Below are 18,826 nucleotides of genomic sequence, written 5' to 3' on the forward strand. Positions count from 1 at the left end.
GAATTTAGCTATCTCATTATTTTATTTAAGATATATGGCTTATTTTTTCAACCCATAAAAAAAACACCCCGATGATCCACCAGAGTGTTTAATATAAAATTTAACTATACTCATAAAAGTAGTTAATTTACTTCATAAACCCAATTATAACGGGTTAGAAGGACGCTCATTTGCATCAATATCTAAAACTGTTTTTTCATGACGTGTATGTGCAGCCGCTTCAGCAGCAGCCAGTTGAGCAGTTTGAATTTGCTCTTTACGTAGGCGCTCAATATCTTTACGTAGACGTTTAATTTCCCAGTTATTTTGAAAGACTCGGAATACTTGCACTGCCAATAAAAGACCTAAAACCAAACCTAATGACAATGTTAATAGCAATAAAAGCCCTAAACGCATTGCAGGCACTTGTGTAAACAACAAATCGACTGAAAGTTCAGTTCCGTTTTGCAGTACCAAAGCCAATGAGTATCCAAATAGGACTAATAGAATTACGACCAATACGTAACGCATAAACACCCCTAACTATGTTTTAAATTAGTTTGCAGATTCGTTTACCGCATCACGTAAAGCTTTACCAGGTTTAAAGTGCGGTACAGCTTTTGCTGCAACTTCAACTGATTTGCCGGTTTTTGGGTTACGACCCACACGTGGTTCACGGTGATGTAATGCAAAACTACCAAAACCACGGATTTCAATTCGGTTGTCTGTAGACAAAGCTTCGATCATTTGATCGATCATTATCTTAACGGCTTCTTCCACTAAGGGTTCAGCTAAGTGTGGGTTTTTAAGAGAAATACGCTCTATTAAGTCAGACTTATTAAGTGCTTCAGTAGTCATCTGCGACCTCTTTAATTATCAAGCTACCTAGGATCAGTTTCACGATAATAACCTGTTTAAATACAAAACGGTAGCGTAATAATCACTTACTACGCTACCGTTACAGTAATTGTGTAAAATATATTAATTAATTTACATTAACAATACAATTCAAACACTTACTTAGTGGTTCATTTGAGCTTTGATCAAATCACCAATAGTCTTAGGACCATTGTCTGAAGTTGCTGTAGCTGTCTTGTTCAAGTTAGCTACTGCTTCTTTTTCTTCAGCTTCGTCTTTCGCTTTGATAGACAAGTTGATAGAACGTGATTTGCGGTCTACGTTGATGATTTTAGCTTCAACTTCTTGACCAACTTCAAGGAACTTCGTTGCATCTTCAACGCGGTCGCGGTTGATTTCAGATGCTTTAAGAGTCGCTTCAACTTCGTCAGCTAACTTAACAGTAGCGCCTTTAGCGTCAACTGCAGTTACAGTACCTTTAACAAGCGCACCGCGTTCGTTAGCAGCTAAGAAATCGTTGAACGGATCGCTGTTCATTTGTTTGATGCCAAGGCTGATACGGTTGCCTTCAGCGTCTACTGAAAGGATAACCGCTTCAACTGTGTCACCTTTCTTGTAACGACGGATAGCTTCTTCGCCTTGTTCGTTCCAAGAAATGTCAGACAAGTGAACTAGACCATCGATACCGCCTGGTAAACCGATGAAGATACCGAAGTCAGTGATTGACTTGATAGTACCTGAAACTTTTTCACCTTTGTCGTGTTCTTTAGCAAACTCTTCCCATGGGTTAGCACGAGTTTGTTTGATACCAAGAGAAATACGACGACGCTCTTCATCAACTTCAAGAACCATAACATCAACTTCGTCACCGATCTGAACAACTTTAGATGGGTGGATGTTTTTGTTAGTGTGGTCCATTTCTGAAACGTGTACTAAGCCTTCAACGCCTTCAGCGATTTCAGCGAAGCAACCGTAGTCAGTTAAGTTAGTTACACGAGCTTTAACGATAGAACCTTTAGGGTAACGGTTCATGATCGCTAACCATGGATCTTCGCCTAATTGTTTAAGGCCTAAAGATACGCGGTTACGTTCGCGGTCGAATTTAAGTACTTTAACAGTAACTTCTTGACCAACTTCAACAACTTCTGAAGGATGCTTGATACGTTTCCAAGCCATGTCAGTAATGTGAAGAAGACCATCAATACCGCCAAGGTCAACGAACGCGCCGTAGTCAGTAAGATTTTTGATAGTACCAGTAACTGTTTGACCTTCTTCAAGCTGAGCAAGAAGAGCTTCACGGTCAGCTGAAGATTCAGCTTCCATAACAGCACGACGAGATACAACAACGTTGTTACGTTTAGCATCTAGTTTGATTACTTTAAATTCTAACTCTTTACCTTCTAAGTGAGTAGTATCACGAATAGGACGAGTATCAACTAAAGAACCTGGAAGGAACGCACGAACTGGACCGATGTCAACAGTGAAACCGCCTTTAACCTTACCAGAGATAACACCAGTAACGATTTCGCCGTCTTCAAAGATTTTTTCAAGTTTAGTCCAAGTTTCAGCACGTTTAGCTTTTTCACGTGATAAAACTGTTTGACCCATACCGTTGTCAAGAGCTTCAACAACTACATCAACAGTGTCGCCAACTTGAACTTCAAGTTCACGTTGTTCATTTAAGAATTCAGCGCGGTCAACAATACCTTCTGATTTAAGGCCAGTGTCAACTGTTACCCAGTCAGAGTCGATGCTTACTACAACGCCTTGGATGACAGCACCCTTTTCAACGTTGAGGTTTAATTCGCTTTCTTCAAAGAGGGCTGCAAAAGATTCGGTCATGATATACCTAGTAAAGTCAGCGGTCTTGGATCAGACAAGGCCGGTTTAATTAAGCGTCTACATAGTCCGTATAAGACTGATCAAGCTATGCTTCTGCTGAAAATTCTTTAGTTTGCTAATTGCTGATCGATGTAATTCGTCATCAGCGTGAATACTTCATCAATACTTAAAGTTGAACTATCAATGAAGTAAGCATCTGGCGCAGGCTTGAGTGGAGCGACTGCGCGTTCCATATCTCGCTTATCACGCGCTTCGATATTAGCTAAAATGTCGTTTATTTTAACATCCACGCCCATAGCCTGCAACTGATTTACACGGCGCTCCGCACGGGACTGAGCAGAAGCCGTTAAATAAATCTTGGCTTGGGCATTTGGAAAAATCGTAGTTGCCATATCACGACCATCTGCAACCAAACCAGGTGCTTGAGCAAAGGCATGCTGACGTTCTAAAAGCGCAGTTCTAAGTGCAGGAATTGCAGCAACTTTTGAAGCAAACTCTCCAACTCTCTCAGTACGGATAACTTTTGAGACATCCTCACCATCTAAAAGCACCGAAACACCTGCTTCATTTGTCACAAATTGTATGTCTAAATTTGTTGCAATTTTTACGCATTCATCGAGCTTTGAGTCTAATGCATCAATTAAGTCTTGCTTATGCAATGACAATCCCAACAGACGATATAACGCACCTGAGTCGAGTAAGTGGAACTGATAATGTGCCGCAATTTTTGCTGCCAGTGTTCCTTTACCTGAGCCACTTGGGCCATCAATTGTAATGATTTGAACTGTCATTGCTCTTCCACTTTTGTTTATACGGTTTTTGCAAGTTTTGAAAAACCAATTTTAATCGCTGACTTCAGTTGCGCAAGGATTAATTGACTAACGAATGGCGCACGCGCCTGTAATTCAATCGTATAAGTGACTAAAGTACGCGCAGTATCAATCGCTTCGAATTGAATCACGCCCAAATGATGTTTCACCAATGGGTTTTTAATAATTTTATATTCAATACATCGGTTTGGCTCAAGCAAGGTAATTTGCTCTTGTAACGGCTTCACTGGCCCAAAGCCCATACGGCGCACAGAACCCACACCATCAGGACGTTCAGGATCTGCTGAATCTTTTACGCGCACCACTTGAATCGGCGCAAAAGCCACGTTATAGGTCGAATGTTTTGAAAGTAATTCAAAAACCTGCTCGACCGGTGCATTAAATTCTTTTTTTACTTGAATGGATTTCATGGTGTACCCTATTTTATTTGACAATATTAATTGTCAGTAGAGTTTACTTGATTTTTTAAATTAAGTTCAGTCAAAGTGGCTTTTTCCTGTAACTTCATCAGTCGTTTTTGTTCACGACGCATTTTAAAAAAATCACTTAATTGTTGGGAGCATTGCTCTTGTAGGCAACCATGCTCAAACTCAAAGATATGATTATAGTAGCCTGAATTTAATAATTGACGCGAACTGACCAAAGAACCTGCTTTAGGTTCAGTCGTCGCAAATACCACTCGTTTTATTCTTGAATGTACCAAAGCGCCCACACACATTGTGCATGGTTCCAAAGTTACATATAAGGTTGCATCGTCAGGTAACCGGTAATTATCGATATTTAAACAAGCTTGACGCAAAGCTTGTACTTCCGCATGTGCGGTGGGATCTTTCAGAGAAATCGGCGCATTAAACCCTGCACCTATGACTTGATTTTGACTCACAATGACTGCGCCTACAGGAATTTCTTGCAATTCGGCAGCTTGTGCAGCCTGCTCAAAAGCAAGCTGCATCCAATGTTCATCACTATATAAGTTTGGTTCAGACATCAATTAATTAAATTACACCATACTGTCTTAACAGCGCATTCCAACTGTCAATATTGGTTACAGGAGGCTCATCAGCCAGAATTCCTTTGAGGGAAAGATCTGTACCTTTTTTCCATTCTGGAGATAAGTCTTTATCGACTAGACGGGCGCGCACACCTTCCACAAAGTCTGCATGACGAATTTTCCAATCCGAAATTTGGGTTTCCAGTTCAAACACTTCATTCCAAGAATGCACTTGCTTGCCCCACTGCCACAATAACCATGTTAATGCTGCTGTTGCAGGTGAACCTTTTTGTAGATTTTCACTGGCTTGACGTAGCCAATCACTGCGTGCATCGCTTAAACCAATAATTGATTCATAGTCATGTTCAAAATTATGCCCACGGCACACACTTTGAATCACATCCAAAGAATTTTGTAATGGGCCAGGCCCCACAGGACGATGCATACTATTTAAAGTGTCATCAATGGCACGAAAATCGCCAGCTGGATAATGATCCCAATCAATATTGATGACAGTTTCAAGTACGTTATCACGCTGTGCATCACAAATATGCGTTGCCCAACCGATACCATAAGCACCTGCTGCGGTCATAATAGAGCCAGTTAACCCAGTAAACAACCCAATGGCACCACGATCAGCAAGGAAACGCGTCGCACCCACATCTGGATACAAACCGATATTAATTTCAGGCATTGCTAAACGTGAATAAGGTGTTACCAAACGGAAAGGTGCGGCCATAAACAGACCTAAACCACCACCCATGACATAACCTTCACCCCAAACTAAAATCGGCTTTGCATAATTATGCAGCAGCAAATCTAGGGCATATTCTTGTTCAAAGAATTTATTCGCCGTTTCAACTTCATCATTGACCACCAATTGTCGCAATTTGCGTACATCGCCACCTGCACAAAATGCTTTTGGCGTAGTGGAATCTAACCAAATCGCCTTTACAGCATCATCGTGTTGAAAGTCCTGAAAGACTTCAAGCAACGCTGTACAGATTGATTCATCTAATGCATGAAGCGATTTTGGGCGATTCAAGCGAACAATGCGCCAGCCCTTTTTCGCTTCTTCAACAATCAGATCTGGGTGATAATTTTTTGAAACGGGAGAATAAGTCATGCGTCCAGCTGCCAGTCTATTGGCTCAATGCCATTTTGTTTAAGATAATTATTACTTTTTGAAAACACCTTACAACCAAAAAATCCACCGCGGTTTGCAGCCAAAGGAGATGGATGCGCGGCTTTTAGCACTAAGTGCTTATTTTGGTCAATGCGTTGTCCCTTACGCTGTGCATATGCCCCCCATAAAATAAAGACAATATGCTCACGTTGTTCATTTAAAACATCAATCACATGGTCTGTAAAATCTTCCCAGCCACGTTTTTGATGTGAAGTTGGTTGCCCAGCCTCAACAGTCAGTACCGCATTTAAAAGCAAGACACCTTGTTCTGCCCAGCGTGTTAAGTCCCCATGTTTTGACACAGGAACCCCGAGGTCAGCATTTAACTCATGGAAAATATTACGTAAAGAAGGTGGTAATGCAACCCCCTTTTGTACCGAAAAGCTTAAACCATGTGCCTGATTTGGCCCATGATAAGGGTCTTGGCCTAAAATCACCACCTTTACATTTGCCATAGGCGTCGTGTTTAGGGCATTAAAGATCAGCGGATTCGGTGGATAAATCACTTTATCCTGTTTGATTTGTTGTAGCAGAAAGTCTTTTAACTCATCCATGCGAGGGCTAAGCAAAAACTCACTTAGGGCATATTTCCAGCTAGGCTCAAGCTGCACTTTAGCGAGTTTTGCTTGTTGCTCTTCTGTTAAAGACATCACTGTTAACCAATCCTAATAAAACCAAATATTTACTTAAATTCTAACTTGTAAATCAACTGCAGGGTTTAAAAATTTTTGACCCTGTTTTAATTTTTCATACATTTGAGTATCGTTCCATTCCGACTGAACCTGTTCGGAGAAGACAATTTGATCTAACTGCAACAACCCCATTTGTGCGTTGTCGATATCTTCTAAGAAGCTTTGCGCATAGCCTGTGTCTGTCTCATGCACGATCACAGAATACACCTCAACATCACCCTCACCATTTTGAGTTTCTGTTGATTTTAGAACTTGTTGTGCTAAGTAAAAGAAGATTCGTGAAAACTGCTCTGCTGAAGGCGATACAGGTAGTTCAACCCAACGTGCACTGAACTGTTTGCAGGCACGAATGTACTCAGCATCATCGTGTTGCCAAAAACAAATCGCGTGATCAAAACTGTCAAATAAGTCTTTAATTACCCCTTTGAGCAAACCAAAATCGTAAACCATTTGTCCATGGTCAAGTTTCGACGCTTTAAGTAATAGTTCGACTTTATAACTGTGTCCATGAATGGAACGTTTGCAACGGTCTGACGTGCAATTACGCACGATATGCGCGTTTTCAAACTTAAATAACTTACGAATTAACATGTGTCGTAATGCAATCAAATAATCTATGGGTTCTCAGAGATTATAATGCAAAAGTCTAACAAGAGGCATTAATTTTGCTATTCAGCACAATTGGGAAAAGGCATCATGAAAATTTAGCAACCTTTAAGACCTAAAATGGTGCCATACTGCGAAAAGCCACATATACATCTTTATCTTTTCGCACTAACTCACTGGTAAATTGACGCTTTCTTTCATTTAAAATAATTTCAATTTGCGCTTTAAAATAGTTCGACTGCACACCCAATTGTGAATTTAAAACTTCCCTATTTTCTGTGCTCACCTGTGCAAATGGCTCCATTGCCCATAAATCATTGATATTTTCGAAATGTTCAAATTTGGCAGCTTTTTGTTGCAAAGCTTGCTCAACTGCATTGACATCTAAACGATCATCCAAGGTCGCTAACAAAAATGCAGGAGCGGTATTAATGTTTACCGTTGTTTCATGCGAGGGCAAGCTACTCACATAGGGCGCAATCAGTTTATATTGAGCACCTTCAAAACCACGGACTGATTTCAGTTCTTCCACACTATGAAATTTTGCATTTGGCGGTAATGCCGCATTATTTAAACCACGATAGTACGCCAGCTCTGCTCCCATCGGGCCAGAGGTCTCATCATTTTCATCTTGCCAATCAATCACGGCTTGACTTAATTCTGCGGGTAAACCAACACGCTGCAATATTTTTTCAAACCATAGCTTTGCTTTGTCATTTACCACACCCTCTTCTGAAACCAAACTATTGAGGTTAAATTTTCCAGATTCGTCTTGCAGCACACCTGCAACAGTTCCACCTTCCACTGGAAAGGCGGGCATAGGCTGAGCCCAATTTTCTTGGAGGTGATCCACCTGCCCTGCATTTTCGGCATCATTTACTAAAAGTTCAGCAAAAAATGCTTCGGCACTTTTCGCATATAACAACGACTGATTTTGGCGCATCACATAAGCGGTATTTTCAGAAGTATGGGCTTGTTGTTTTGCGATGCCTGCTGCAACTATGGTTGCCAAAGCTACCATCATCAGGATAGTTAACAAAGCGATGCCACGTTGCTGTTTCATACGCAACTCCGAACTTCAAATGACTCTACTACCTGACCGCTAACCATTCTTATTTTTATCCAATAAAAAATCAGTATTTAACAAACTGAATAACCATTCGTAGTTTGTCCCATCAACTGTGAGCTGCATCCTGATACCCCGCGGTAACAGTTGAATGGTTTTTTCATTATTCAAATCAGCGGCAGCATCTGGCCAATTCTCTAACTCATTTGGATTGAGTACCGTGATTTTATATTGTTCAACATTATCCAGTAAAACACTCGAATCTGGCTGATCATGCCCCGTTTGGTTGAGATTTTTAAATTTTAGCCGATACAATTTTTTTTCATCAGCTTTGTATTGATATTCCACTCGCTCGTCAGGTGCAATGCCCTGATTTAATGGATCAGTGACACCTGTCTTACTGAAATTAAATCGGCCATTTTGCAATACTAACGCTGGTTGAATATCTCCATTAATATTGGCAGTTAACGGCACAGCTTGTACAGTGTCTCTGAGTATTTGCTGATGGGCATCTTGCAACTGACTGAGCCTTACTTCATGGGTTGCGTTTCGCTCTTTAACTTTTGAGACATAATCAAAGACCTTCCAGCCCAAAGCAGACAGCACTGCGAAAATAGCAGTCGCAACCAAAAGCTCAACTAAGGTAAATCCTGCTCGATTCCTCATTCCTTGCTGCACAAGCACAGGCATATCTTGAGATGTACGTTTTTTTCTAGTTATTATTTTCATCCAACGGAGCCTTATAGTTAAAGAACACCAAACTGCTAATCCCTGCTTCAACATCGCCTGTTTCAGCATTCATCAAACTCACTTGGATATCAATACGTTGTACATTTGGACTAATGGTGGCTTGGGCTTTTTTGTCAATTTGCCATTGTTCGCCTTGTTCAGTGACTTGTTTAGATGCAGTACCTGTCATCCATTCACGATTGATTTCCATCTTAGCGATTTCATTCAACGCGACGAATTGTGCTTTATTTCTTAAAATTGCGTGTGCTGTCGACTGTGTATATTGCATCGCAACATTAGACAAAGCCATTGCCGCCGTCGCAAAAATCGCCAATGCCACCATGACTTCAAGTAGCGTAAACCCTTTAGCCCGCATTGACTTTCCCTAAATGATCAATTTCGATTTCATTACCAATGGGACGTTCTTCAAAATAAAACTGTATACGCACAGGCTTTACCTCACCATTGCCCAACCATATCAACTTGGGTGCATTGGTATTTAACAAATCATCATTATTGGCATTTTCATACTGCTGATCTAAAGGCTGAATTGTAAAAGAGACATTTTCAGGTAATACTCGGGTTTCAAAATCTTTATAGTTTTGCCATTTATTATTTTGATTTAAAATACTATTTTCTACACGTTTTTGTTCTGGTAAATATTCTTGTACCGCATAGCTTTGCGTATTGACATCCGTTCCAGCTTTTTGCTGTAAAGCCAATATCAAAGCTTGATCATTTGCATCACGTAAAATTCGTTTCAGATCCATCACAAACACTTCGCGTGCTTGCATGGCTTTGCGTTGATCTGTCCCACCAATATTTAAAAGTACCAATGAGGCCATGATGCCCATAATCACAATCACCACCATCAATTCTACGAGGGTGAAGCCACGAACCGATGATGGTGATGCACTTTTCATAAGCAGCCTTTAAGCGAATTGAGCAACCGCATGCACTTGTTTTGGTAAGGCCAAGGCTTGATCAATATAAGCAACCCGCAAGGTGTCTCTTGAACCCAAATAACGCTGATAAAAACTAGAGTTCAAAATTGCTGCAGCGCCATGTGTAAGTGACCAAATCGAAGCAAGATAATCACGTACTGGCATGCTACTTTGAATCGACTCCAAATAATGCTCAGTCATACGAATGATCAATCGTAGGCGTTGTTTGCGCACTTGATAAAGTTCACTAAACAAGTGTTGAATACCCACACCCGTTGTCGATAAACGCTCTTCAATTTGATGAAACAACACTGTACGTTCTGGGTGATGTAAGTGATGCAACATAAAGAAAGCAAGGTGTTCAGGAAAAGCTTTATCGGTGTCTTTAATCATTTCCAATAACATGCGTTCATTACGAATAATGAGCAACATATATAGTTCATCTTTACTTTGAAAATGTTTATATAACGTCCCTTTTGCCAAGTCGAGTTCTGCCGCTAGCGCATCTAGTGTCATCCCTGCTTCGCCATTTTCCAATAGCAGCTGCTCTGCCACTTGGAAAATTAATGCCTCTCTTGCTCTAAACTGAGCTTGACGATCCATCTTCACCCTATACTCTCTTACTCTTATATCAATTCAAATTATTTACTTAAGATTGAGGAGATTTTCAAAGTTTTGCATTGTAATGAAAGCCATCTCTTCAATTGACTTATCATATACATCACTTAAGGCTTTGGCTACATAAGGAACGTATTTTGGTTCATTAGACTTTCCTCTATAGGGCATCGGTGCAAGGTATGGGCTATCTGTTTCAATCAGCACGCGATCCAGTGGTACTTGCTTGGCCACATCACGCAAATCTTGTGCATTTTTAAAAGAAACAATGCCTGAAAATGACACGTAATAACCACAATCTAAGACAGCTTTTGCCGTTTCCCAATCTTCAGTAAAACAATGCAAAATACCGTGAGTAGATTTCTCTGCACGGATAATATCCACCGTATCATGCTTTGCAGAACGAGTATGTACAACCACCGGTTTTTTCACGGCTTGCGATGCGCGAATATGGCGGGCAAAACATTCTTTTTGCTCTGCAACAAAGTCGGTACTATGAAAATAGTCCAGCCCTGTTTCACCAATCGCCCAAACCTTTTCAGGTTGTGCTAATTCAATGAGATATTCTTCTGTTGCCCGAGCCATCGTTGCAGGATCTTCACATGGGTGCACCCCAACGGAATAACCCACATCGGCATGACGTGAAGCAATTTTTGAAAGTTCGATATGGTCATCTAGATCAACCGAGATACTCATAAATTTTGAGACCCCGGCTTGACGAGCCTGATCCAATGCAAGATCTAAATTACCCTCATAAGGGCTTAAGTCAAGCATGGTTAAATGGCAATGGGTATCTACAAACACAATATGTACCTACAAGTCTTCACTGTTGTAACTACATAGTGTAACTTCTACGCCCCTCAGATTTAAGCCCTGCAAGCAAACGTTCTGCTTCTGTTTTGAAATAAACGCCTTTTTCGCCGCTTAATTGAATTCCAAAGCCTTGTGGTTTAATGCCATTTTGCTTTTGCGAAATCCAAATCACTTTTCCTGTCAAAGGAATTTTTATACTTTGTTCAGGCAAAGTCGCCAATAAGAAAACCTCATCACCCATTTTCACAGCTTGCTTTGATGGTACAAATAAACCGCCACCAACGACATAAGGCATGTAGCTCGCAAAAAGTGTTTCCACATCTGGAATATTAGCGTGAACAATCCCGCCCATACGTGGTTGCATGATGTTTCCCCTTAATTAAACATTCATCAGTTTGATGCAAAGCTCATCTACGACCAGATTCCCCTGTACGTTCTGCTCGATGAACCGCTTAGACTGCTGTAATTCTGTATAAATCCCAAAGAGTGTTTCGAGCGAATATTGCTCTGCCAACACTCCAAAATCCAAATCTATATTTTTTATGGATTGATTTAGCTTGACACAAATTATATCGGACAACAAGTATTCAAACATTTGACTAAAATCACTAAAACTCAGTGCTTTATTCCACTTTGTCGCAATTGCCATCGGCATGTTTTTTTGTGTCACAAGTTTTTGCCAATCTTGTAGAAACTCTTGGCGCATATTTAGCCATTCGCTACTTGCCAATGAAATTGCTTGTAATGGCATTTGACTGGCTAAGTTCATGAGAACTTTGCGCTGGGTTTCACCACTATCGGGCAAATGCTGCTGTAAATATTGCTGTGATTGTTCGGGTTCAATACGATCCAATGCATAGTGCTGCATTCGACTACGAATGGTTGCCGGTAATTTCAAATAATGCTCTGCCAACAACATAATCACAATGCGTTCGCCAGGCTCTTCAAGTGTTTTCAGCAATGCATTTGATGACGCAATGTTTAATGCTTCAGCGGGCTCAATCAACACAACTCGCCAACCATCTACGGTTTGCTGTACAAAGGGCAATAAATCACGAATTTTTTCGATTTTAATTTTGGCATTTTGCTTTTTATTGTCTTCATCTGTGCTGATGTGGACAAAATTTGGATGTGTATCTGACTTTAACCACTGGCAACTCCCACACTCACCACATGGCTCAGTTCGCTCATCACGTTTTTGACACAGCACCCAAGCAAGAAATTGTTTTGCAAATGCCTCTTTACCACAGCCTTTTTTGCCATACAAAAGCACGCCATGTCCCAGTTGTGGAAAACGGCTGGTTAATGTATTCCATGTATTTTGCTGCCAAGGGTACACTTGCGCCACAATTTCATTTTGCATAAATCATTTAACCTTATTCGAAGTTTGAAACATCCATTTGGTTCAAACGATCAAGGTCAGCTTGAGTGTCTACGCCCGGTGGTAGGTTCGCTTCTGCCACAGCAATGGCAATACGATGACCATTTTCCAAAACACGTAATTGTTCAAGGCTTTCTAATTTTTCTAGCACACCCATATCCCAAGTGACATATTCTTGAAGGAGTTTTACGCGGTATGCATAAAGTCCTAAATGACGAAAAGCTTGATCATGCAAGTTTTTTTCAGCTTGCTTTGCACCGTCTCGGTCATAAGGAATAGTCGCACGACTGAAATACAGCGCTTGATTGTGCTTTGACATCACCACTTTGACAATGCTGTCACGTTGAAATTCTTCTAGACTGTGAATCGGCTCGCAGAGTGTCGACATTGAACATGTCGGCTGATCAACGAGTAATTGTGCAACTTGTTTTACCAATTGAGCGGGAAGCAAAGGTTCATCGCCCTGCACATTGACAATAATGTCATCACTTGCCCAACCTTTGATACGTGCAACTTCACTTAAACGATCTGTCCCAGATGGATGCTCTGTAGAGGTCAATACCACATCAACCCCTTCCGCACGGCATACTGCTGCAATACGCTCATCATCTGTAGCGACACAAAGGTCATCGAATCCTGCAACTTTTTTGGCTTGATCGACCACACGTAAAATCATCGGACGGCCATGAATTTCAAGCAATGGCTTACCTGGTAAACGTGAACTTGAAAAACGTGCAGGAATAACAATATGTTTCATAAATTAAATGCCTTCGGGAAGTTTCAGACCCAGTTGTTTCAACTGCGCATGCAAAGTTTCATAACACGCAGGTGATAACACTGCATCTACAGGAACAACCCATATTTCTCTTTTAAAATCTGGATTATTTTTGAGGATCGCTAAAATTTTAACTGCATCTTTTTCAGTGGTAATGATTGGATTGGCATCTTCAAACTGCAAATCACTCAGTTCATATTCATAATGATCTGGGAATTCATGACATTGAAATTGATGAATCCCCATGTTTTCTAGGGTTTTATAAAAGCGTTGCGGAAAGCCGATACCCACCACAGCATAAAAATCTTTATTTGCATCAAATGTCGTCACAAGATCTTTATTGAGCAAATAAGGCTGCGCCGCTTCTAGGTGCATATTCAGTGGAGAACTTGGATCTGCTGAATGCTCAATGACCGTTCCACTGGCAAGGCGCTTTTTCGGTTCACGCAAATAACCTTCGGGTAATAATTTTTCATTGCCTAAACCACGGTTATTATCCAACACGATCCACTCCAGCTGACGTTGAAGCGCCCAATGCTGCAAGCCATCATCACAAATGATCAAATCCAATTCATGCTTGGATAGCAGCAACTCAATACTTTGCTGGCGGTTTGGACCGACCGCCATTGGCACGCCAGTAGATTGAACAATTAAGCTAGGTTCATCCCCCACCATTTCAACCGTCGAGTCTAAATCGACATAAGCCGGAAATGGTCCTTGACCACCATAGCCACGACTGATCACACCAACACGCAGGTTTAAGCTATTTAAATAACTGACCAAGTGAATGAGCAATGGGGTTTTGCCACTTCCACCCACTGTAATGTTTCCAATGACCATGACTGGAATAGGCGCTTTATAGCTTTGCTTAATACCTGATTGATAGAGTTTTTTATTGAGTAAAAAGCCGCCACGATAAAGCCATGACAAAGGTCTAAACACAATGAGCCACTTTGCCTGTTCATTCCAAGCATCCTGAATCAATTGTGCAAAAGACATGACTTAATTTTCCTCAAAATTACGCTGATGAAGTTGGTAATATGCACCACGTTGTGCCATCAATTCTGTATGCGAACCTTGTTCAATAATACGCCCTTTATCCATCACTACAATACAGTCTGCATTTTCAATGGTCGATAAACGATGCGCAATCACGATCGTAGTACGATCTTGCATCGCAGCGTCAAATGCTTGCTGAATGAAAAATTCAGATTCGTTATCTAGCGCACTGGTCGCTTCATCTAAAATTAAGATCGGTGCATTTTTCAAAATGGCACGTGCAATCGCAATCCGTTGACGTTGACCACCTGATAGATTTAAACCTTGGGCACCCAATGGTGTGTCATAACCTTGCGGTAAATCCATAATAAAATCATGTGCAAATGCAGCTTTGGCAGCAGCAATGACTTGCTCATCAGTTGCATGCTCGAGCTGACCATAAGCGATATTTTCACGTACTGTACGGTTAAACAAAACCACTTGCTGATTGACCATTGAAATCTGAGTACGCAAGCTATTGAGTTCTATGTCGTGAATATCATGCTGATCAAGCAACAATTGTCCAGAAGACACTTCTTGGTAACGCACCAACAGATTGACCAATGAAGTTTTACCTGCACCTGAACGCCCAACCAATGCAACGGTTTGCCCTGCATTAACTTTTAAATTGAAGTCATGAATCGCATGGTGACCATCGGCATAGATCAAATTAACATTTTTAAATTCGACATCGCCTTTCAAAGCAGGCTTAAGCGTGCCGTTATTTACTTCTTCAGGCATATCAAGCAATTCAAAAACTGAATAAGCTGCTGCCATGCCTCGTTGTAGTTTTTCATTGACATCCGTCAAGGTTTTAATTGGCTTACTCAGCATACCTGCGGCAGTGATATACGCTACAAACTCACCCGCTGTTGTATCTTGTAAAATCTCAGGGCGTAGTGCGATATACATCACGATACTGAGCGCAATCGACATAATCAGCTGAACAATTGGGCTATTGAGTTGTTGCACGACAACCATTTTTAAGCCGCGGCGCAAGTTCTCCATCGAGCTTTCATAAAAACGTTTTTGTTCATAATCTTGCCCTGCAAAGCCCTTCACCACCAAATTGCCTTGCACTGTCTCTTGCACCACATGGTTAACATCCCCCATGGTACTTTGTACTTGCATGGATAATTTACGCATGCGCTTAGACGCTTTACGGATGATCAGACCAATAATTGGGCCAAAAATCAAAATACACAGGGTTAAACGCCAATTGGTATAGAGCAAATAACCCAATAATGCGATGGTAATCAGACCCTGTTGTACAATCGTTTTCAGTGACTCAGACGATGCCGCCGTCAACTGTTCAACGTTATACATAATTTTTGCAGTGATATGACCGCTCGAATTATCTAAATAATATTGCGAAGGCAAACGCATGAGTTTTGCGAACACTTGCTGACGAATATTAAAGATTAAGTTTCGAGAAATCACTGCGGTAAAATATCCCCCCATGAACAAACCGAGTCCACGGAAGAACATCAATAAAACCACCAAGAGTGGAAATAAGGTTGTAAAGCTTTGATCTTTGTTTTGAATGGCTTCAATAATGCGTTCCAATAATTTTGCGACAGAAACTTCTGTCGCAGCATTAATACCGAAACCAAGCAAAACCAGCAGGCCGATTCCCCAAAAAGGTTTTAAATAACTTAATAGGCGTAAATAGACCTTAAAATCGTGCTTCACTAATAACCTCGAGTTGGAACTTTGGTACTGATGTTGATATTCACAAATCCAAGTTGACCTGCAACATCCATCACCCGAATCACATCTTGATGTGTTGCTTTTGCATCTGCGGCAATCACAAACATTAAATCACGACGATCATTGGCTGTCTGTTTAATTGCAGTATTCAAATCAGAGACTTCTTTACTCGCCAATGACTGACCATTGACAGAATAATGTCCTGTTGAATCCACCACAACTTCAATCTTTTGATCATAGTTTTTAGGTGGAACACCCTGTGCATCTGGCAAAGTCAGGTTCATTCGACTCATCTGGTTAAAGGTGGTCGAGAGCAACAAGAACACCAAAATGAACATCAAACAGTCAATCATCGGTGTGAGGTTGATATGAATATCTTCAACCTGACGACGTTTAAATTTCATGCGCAGTCTCCACTCAGCTGGCTTTCTGAATGTCCTGACTTTCTACTTCAGGTGTTTTTTTATAAAACAAAGCGGCATGAAATAATGTCGACTGCTGTTCTAACTCAGCCACATATTCTTGAACCAAACGTTGGAAATAGCGATGCGCAAATAATGCAGGTACAGCAATTAACATACCGGCAGCAGTGGTAATCAAGGCTTTAGAAATACCCGGCATCATCAACACTGGATCACTATTGGTGCCTATATCAATCATTAAGAATGCTTCAATAATACCGATCACCGTACCCAACAAACCTAGTAAAGGTGCAACAGCGCTTAAAGTGCCCAAAAAGTTGATATTTTTTTCTAAATAACCAATTTCTTGTGACGCTGTGACTTCCATTTGCGCACGTGCATATTGCTCGTTTTGATCTTTACTAGCGTAACCTGCGCCCAATACACGACCCAATGTACTTTGTTGTAAAGTTGGACTTTGCTTTAGCTGCTGCACCACATTTTTCACCGATGTGTTTACATTCATCATCAAGTCTTTTGGCAACACCATTGATTTTTTTAAACGAATAAAGCGCTCAATGGTAATGGCTACCGTAAAGATCGAACAAATGACGAGCGGGATCATTAACCACCCGCCCGCTTTGACTAATTCCCACATTTGATTTTCCCCAATAAATCGAATTTAAAAATTATTCAGCTAGACAAATATTTAAAATACCATCTAGCTCTTCAAGAGTATGGTAACTAATCACCAGCTTGCCTTTCCCTTGTTTATTATGATCAATTTTCACGTCTGCACTGAAACGATCAGAGAGACGTTGTGTCAGTTGTTGAATGTCTGATGAAACAATTGGTTTAGCTTTTTGTTGTTTTGGTGCATTCAAATCACGAACAAATTGTTCGGTTTGACGTACAGACATACTTTTTTCAATCACCATTTCAGCAACTTTAAGCTGATCTTTGGCTTTTAACGTCAAGATCGCACGTGCATGCCCCATATCGAGCAAACCTTGCTGCATAAAGTCTTTGACTTGATCCGCTAAAGACAAGAGGCGTAGCAAGTTACTAATCGTGGTACGTGCTTTACCGACCGTATCGGCAATCTCTTGATGACTTAAACCAAATTCGTCATGGAAGCGTTGTAAAGCCATGGCTTGATCGATTGGGTTCAAATCTTGACGTTGAATGTTTTCAATTAATGCCAAAGCAATGGCAACTTGGTCACTCAAGTCACGAACAATGGCTGGAACTTCGGTTAAACCTGCAAGCTGAGCCGCACGCCAACGACGCTCACCTGCAATAATTTCATAGGGATGCTTTTCATCTTCAACAGGACGAATCACGATTGGCTGCATGACACCATGCTTTTCAATCGATGCAGCAAGTTCTTGTAAATCTTGTTCTTTAATGAAACGACGCGGTTGATACTCACCACGTTTCAATAAATGCACATCAATTTGTTTTAACTGTCCATGATCTAAAGCTTTTGCTTCGAGCTGTAGTTTTTCTTTTTGGATTGAGCCGAGTAGGGCATCCAGACCACGACCTTTAGCCAGTCCGCGTTTTTTTACGGTCATGCTTTAGTTCCTTTTTTTACTTTGGTTTTTTTTAACATCTCAGCTGCCAAGTTCAAATAAGCAACTGCACCCTTCGAGCTTTTTTCAAAATAAATCACTGGCAAACCGTGCGCAGGCGCTTCAGCCAAACGAATATTACGCGGAATGACCGTGTCATAAAGTTTCTGACCGAAGTATTGTTCAAGCTCAGCAGACACATCACGTGTTAAGGCATTACGCGCATCGTACATGGTACGAAGCACACCCACGATCTCTAGATCCGGGTTTAAAGCTTGCTGAATACGGTCAATGGTTTGGGTTAGGTCAGCCAAACCTTCTAGGGCATAATATTCACACTGCATTGGAATCAGCACAGCACGTACCGCTGCAAGTGCATTGACAGTGATCAAACTTAAACTTGGTGCACAATCGACAATAATATAGTCGAAGTCTTTTTCGACGCTTGCCAATGCTTCACGTAAAATAAACTCACGACCGTCTTGATCTGCAATTGCAAGCTCAACGCCAGCTAGGTCACGGTTTGCACCTAAAACCTTATAGCCCACTTCCGCTTTATAAATAGCGGTTTCAATCGGCACTTCACCAAGTAAGACATCCGTGACTGAATACAACAAATCATTTTTTTGAATGCCCGAACCCATCGTGGCATTGCCTTGTGAATCCATGTCCACAAGTAAAACTCGTTTTTTTAATATGGCTAAAGATGCAGCCAAGTTCACAGCCGTTGTGGTTTTACCTACGCCACCCTTTTGGTTTGCAATCGCAATAATTTGAGCCATGGTAACCCCAGTCC

At 41.0% G+C, this 18,826-nt stretch carries 24 protein-coding genes; all 24 read right to left on the minus strand.

The features are described from left to right. Positions 1-144 precede the first annotated feature (144 nt). Positions 145-510 (minus strand): lipopolysaccharide assembly protein LapA domain-containing protein, encoded by a 366-nt coding sequence (locus G0029_RS09955; RefSeq protein ID WP_180023907.1) that lies wholly within the window; start codon positions 508-510, stop codon positions 145-147. A 24-nt stretch (positions 511-534) separates the two neighbouring features. Continuing rightward, entirely contained in the window at positions 535-837 is a 303-nt protein-coding gene (locus G0029_RS09960) for an integration host factor subunit beta (RefSeq protein ID WP_067767464.1), read from the minus strand. A gap of 162 nt (positions 838-999) precedes the next feature. Continuing rightward, positions 1,000-2,679: a 30S ribosomal protein S1 gene (rpsA, locus tag G0029_RS09965; RefSeq protein ID WP_078193655.1), complete on the minus strand. Its 1,680-nt coding sequence runs from the start codon at positions 2,677-2,679 to the stop codon at positions 1,000-1,002. 107 nt (positions 2,680-2,786) lie between these two features. Then, a complete protein-coding gene (cmk, locus tag G0029_RS09970) occupies positions 2,787-3,470 on the minus strand; it encodes a (d)CMP kinase (RefSeq protein ID WP_078193656.1) in 684 nt (227 codons plus the stop codon). Positions 3,471-3,487: 17 nt separating this feature from the next. Beyond that, positions 3,488-3,919, minus strand: a complete 432-nt coding sequence (locus tag G0029_RS09975; protein WP_180106658.1) for an SRPBCC family protein — start codon at positions 3,917-3,919, stop codon at positions 3,488-3,490. A gap of 26 nt (positions 3,920-3,945) precedes the next feature. Beyond that, positions 3,946-4,497, minus strand: coding sequence for a tRNA adenosine(34) deaminase TadA (gene tadA, locus G0029_RS09980; RefSeq protein ID WP_078188939.1), 552 nt, complete (start codon positions 4,495-4,497; stop codon positions 3,946-3,948). Positions 4,498-4,504: 7 nt separating this feature from the next. Beyond that, positions 4,505-5,626, minus strand: coding sequence for an enoyl-CoA hydratase/isomerase family protein (locus G0029_RS09985; RefSeq protein WP_078188941.1), 1,122 nt, complete (start codon positions 5,624-5,626; stop codon positions 4,505-4,507). Next, positions 5,623-6,336 carry a uracil-DNA glycosylase gene (gene ung / locus G0029_RS09990; RefSeq protein WP_111885056.1) on the minus strand — a complete coding sequence of 238 codons (714 nt, stop codon included), beginning with the start codon at positions 6,334-6,336 and terminating at the stop codon, positions 5,623-5,625. Before ung ends, G0029_RS09985 begins: the two co-directional genes overlap by 4 nt. 36 nt (positions 6,337-6,372) lie before the next feature. Further along, a complete protein-coding gene (locus G0029_RS09995) occupies positions 6,373-6,969 on the minus strand; it encodes a 6-pyruvoyl trahydropterin synthase family protein (RefSeq protein WP_078193661.1) in 597 nt (198 codons plus the stop codon). 130 nt (positions 6,970-7,099) lie between these two features. Further along, positions 7,100-8,047: a type II secretion system minor pseudopilin GspK gene (gspK, locus tag G0029_RS10000; RefSeq protein WP_180106660.1), complete on the minus strand. Its 948-nt coding sequence runs from the start codon at positions 8,045-8,047 to the stop codon at positions 7,100-7,102. 39 nt (positions 8,048-8,086) lie between these two features. Beyond that, complete coding sequence (gene gspJ / locus G0029_RS10005; RefSeq protein ID WP_180109748.1) at positions 8,087-8,716, minus strand: type II secretion system minor pseudopilin GspJ; 630 nt, start codon at positions 8,714-8,716, stop codon at positions 8,087-8,089. Positions 8,717-8,762: 46 nt separating this feature from the next. After that, complete coding sequence (gene gspI, locus G0029_RS10010) at positions 8,763-9,155, minus strand: type II secretion system minor pseudopilin GspI (RefSeq protein WP_078188947.1); 393 nt, start codon at positions 9,153-9,155, stop codon at positions 8,763-8,765. After that, positions 9,145-9,702, minus strand: coding sequence for a type II secretion system protein (locus tag G0029_RS10015; protein ID WP_078193664.1), 558 nt, complete (start codon positions 9,700-9,702; stop codon positions 9,145-9,147). The genes gspI and G0029_RS10015 overlap by 11 nt, the downstream gene beginning before the upstream one ends. Before the next feature lie 9 nt (positions 9,703-9,711). After that, on the minus strand, positions 9,712-10,326 hold the full coding sequence (locus G0029_RS10020; RefSeq protein ID WP_078193665.1) for a TetR/AcrR family transcriptional regulator: 615 nt from the start codon (positions 10,324-10,326) through the stop codon (positions 9,712-9,714). 42 nt (positions 10,327-10,368) lie between these two features. After that, positions 10,369-11,142: a TatD family hydrolase gene (locus G0029_RS10025; RefSeq protein ID WP_180022528.1), complete on the minus strand. Its 774-nt coding sequence runs from the start codon at positions 11,140-11,142 to the stop codon at positions 10,369-10,371. A gap of 31 nt (positions 11,143-11,173) precedes the next feature. Continuing rightward, complete coding sequence (locus tag G0029_RS10030) at positions 11,174-11,515, minus strand: PilZ domain-containing protein (protein WP_111885061.1); 342 nt, start codon at positions 11,513-11,515, stop codon at positions 11,174-11,176. 15 nt (positions 11,516-11,530) lie between these two features. Then, on the minus strand, positions 11,531-12,514 hold the full coding sequence (locus G0029_RS10035; protein ID WP_180059027.1) for a DNA polymerase III subunit delta': 984 nt from the start codon (positions 12,512-12,514) through the stop codon (positions 11,531-11,533). 13 nt (positions 12,515-12,527) lie between these two features. After that, entirely contained in the window at positions 12,528-13,289 is a 762-nt protein-coding gene (gene kdsB / locus G0029_RS10040) for a 3-deoxy-manno-octulosonate cytidylyltransferase (protein ID WP_180106666.1), read from the minus strand. Positions 13,290-13,292: 3 nt separating this feature from the next. Beyond that, positions 13,293-14,306, minus strand: a complete 1,014-nt coding sequence (gene lpxK / locus G0029_RS10045) for a tetraacyldisaccharide 4'-kinase (RefSeq protein ID WP_180077630.1) — start codon at positions 14,304-14,306, stop codon at positions 13,293-13,295. A 3-nt stretch (positions 14,307-14,309) separates the two neighbouring features. Beyond that, positions 14,310-16,037, minus strand: coding sequence for a lipid A export permease/ATP-binding protein MsbA (gene msbA / locus G0029_RS10050; RefSeq protein ID WP_180007340.1), 1,728 nt, complete (start codon positions 16,035-16,037; stop codon positions 14,310-14,312). Continuing rightward, positions 16,037-16,459: an ExbD/TolR family protein gene (locus G0029_RS10055; RefSeq protein WP_078193671.1), complete on the minus strand. Its 423-nt coding sequence runs from the start codon at positions 16,457-16,459 to the stop codon at positions 16,037-16,039. The genes msbA and G0029_RS10055 overlap by 1 nt, the downstream gene beginning before the upstream one ends. A gap of 13 nt (positions 16,460-16,472) precedes the next feature. Beyond that, a complete protein-coding gene (locus G0029_RS10060; RefSeq protein WP_180106668.1) occupies positions 16,473-17,114 on the minus strand; it encodes a MotA/TolQ/ExbB proton channel family protein in 642 nt (213 codons plus the stop codon). A gap of 31 nt (positions 17,115-17,145) precedes the next feature. Continuing rightward, a complete protein-coding gene (locus tag G0029_RS10065) occupies positions 17,146-18,033 on the minus strand; it encodes a ParB/RepB/Spo0J family partition protein (RefSeq protein WP_111885065.1) in 888 nt (295 codons plus the stop codon). Next, complete coding sequence (locus G0029_RS10070; RefSeq protein WP_078188958.1) at positions 18,030-18,812, minus strand: ParA family protein; 783 nt, start codon at positions 18,810-18,812, stop codon at positions 18,030-18,032. Before G0029_RS10070 ends, G0029_RS10065 begins: the two co-directional genes overlap by 4 nt. Positions 18,813-18,826 lie beyond the last annotated feature (14 nt).

Source organism: Acinetobacter sp. YH12138, assembly GCF_015218525.1.
In the GTDB taxonomy this organism is placed as follows: Bacteria; Pseudomonadota; Gammaproteobacteria; order Pseudomonadales; family Moraxellaceae; genus Acinetobacter; species Acinetobacter amyesii.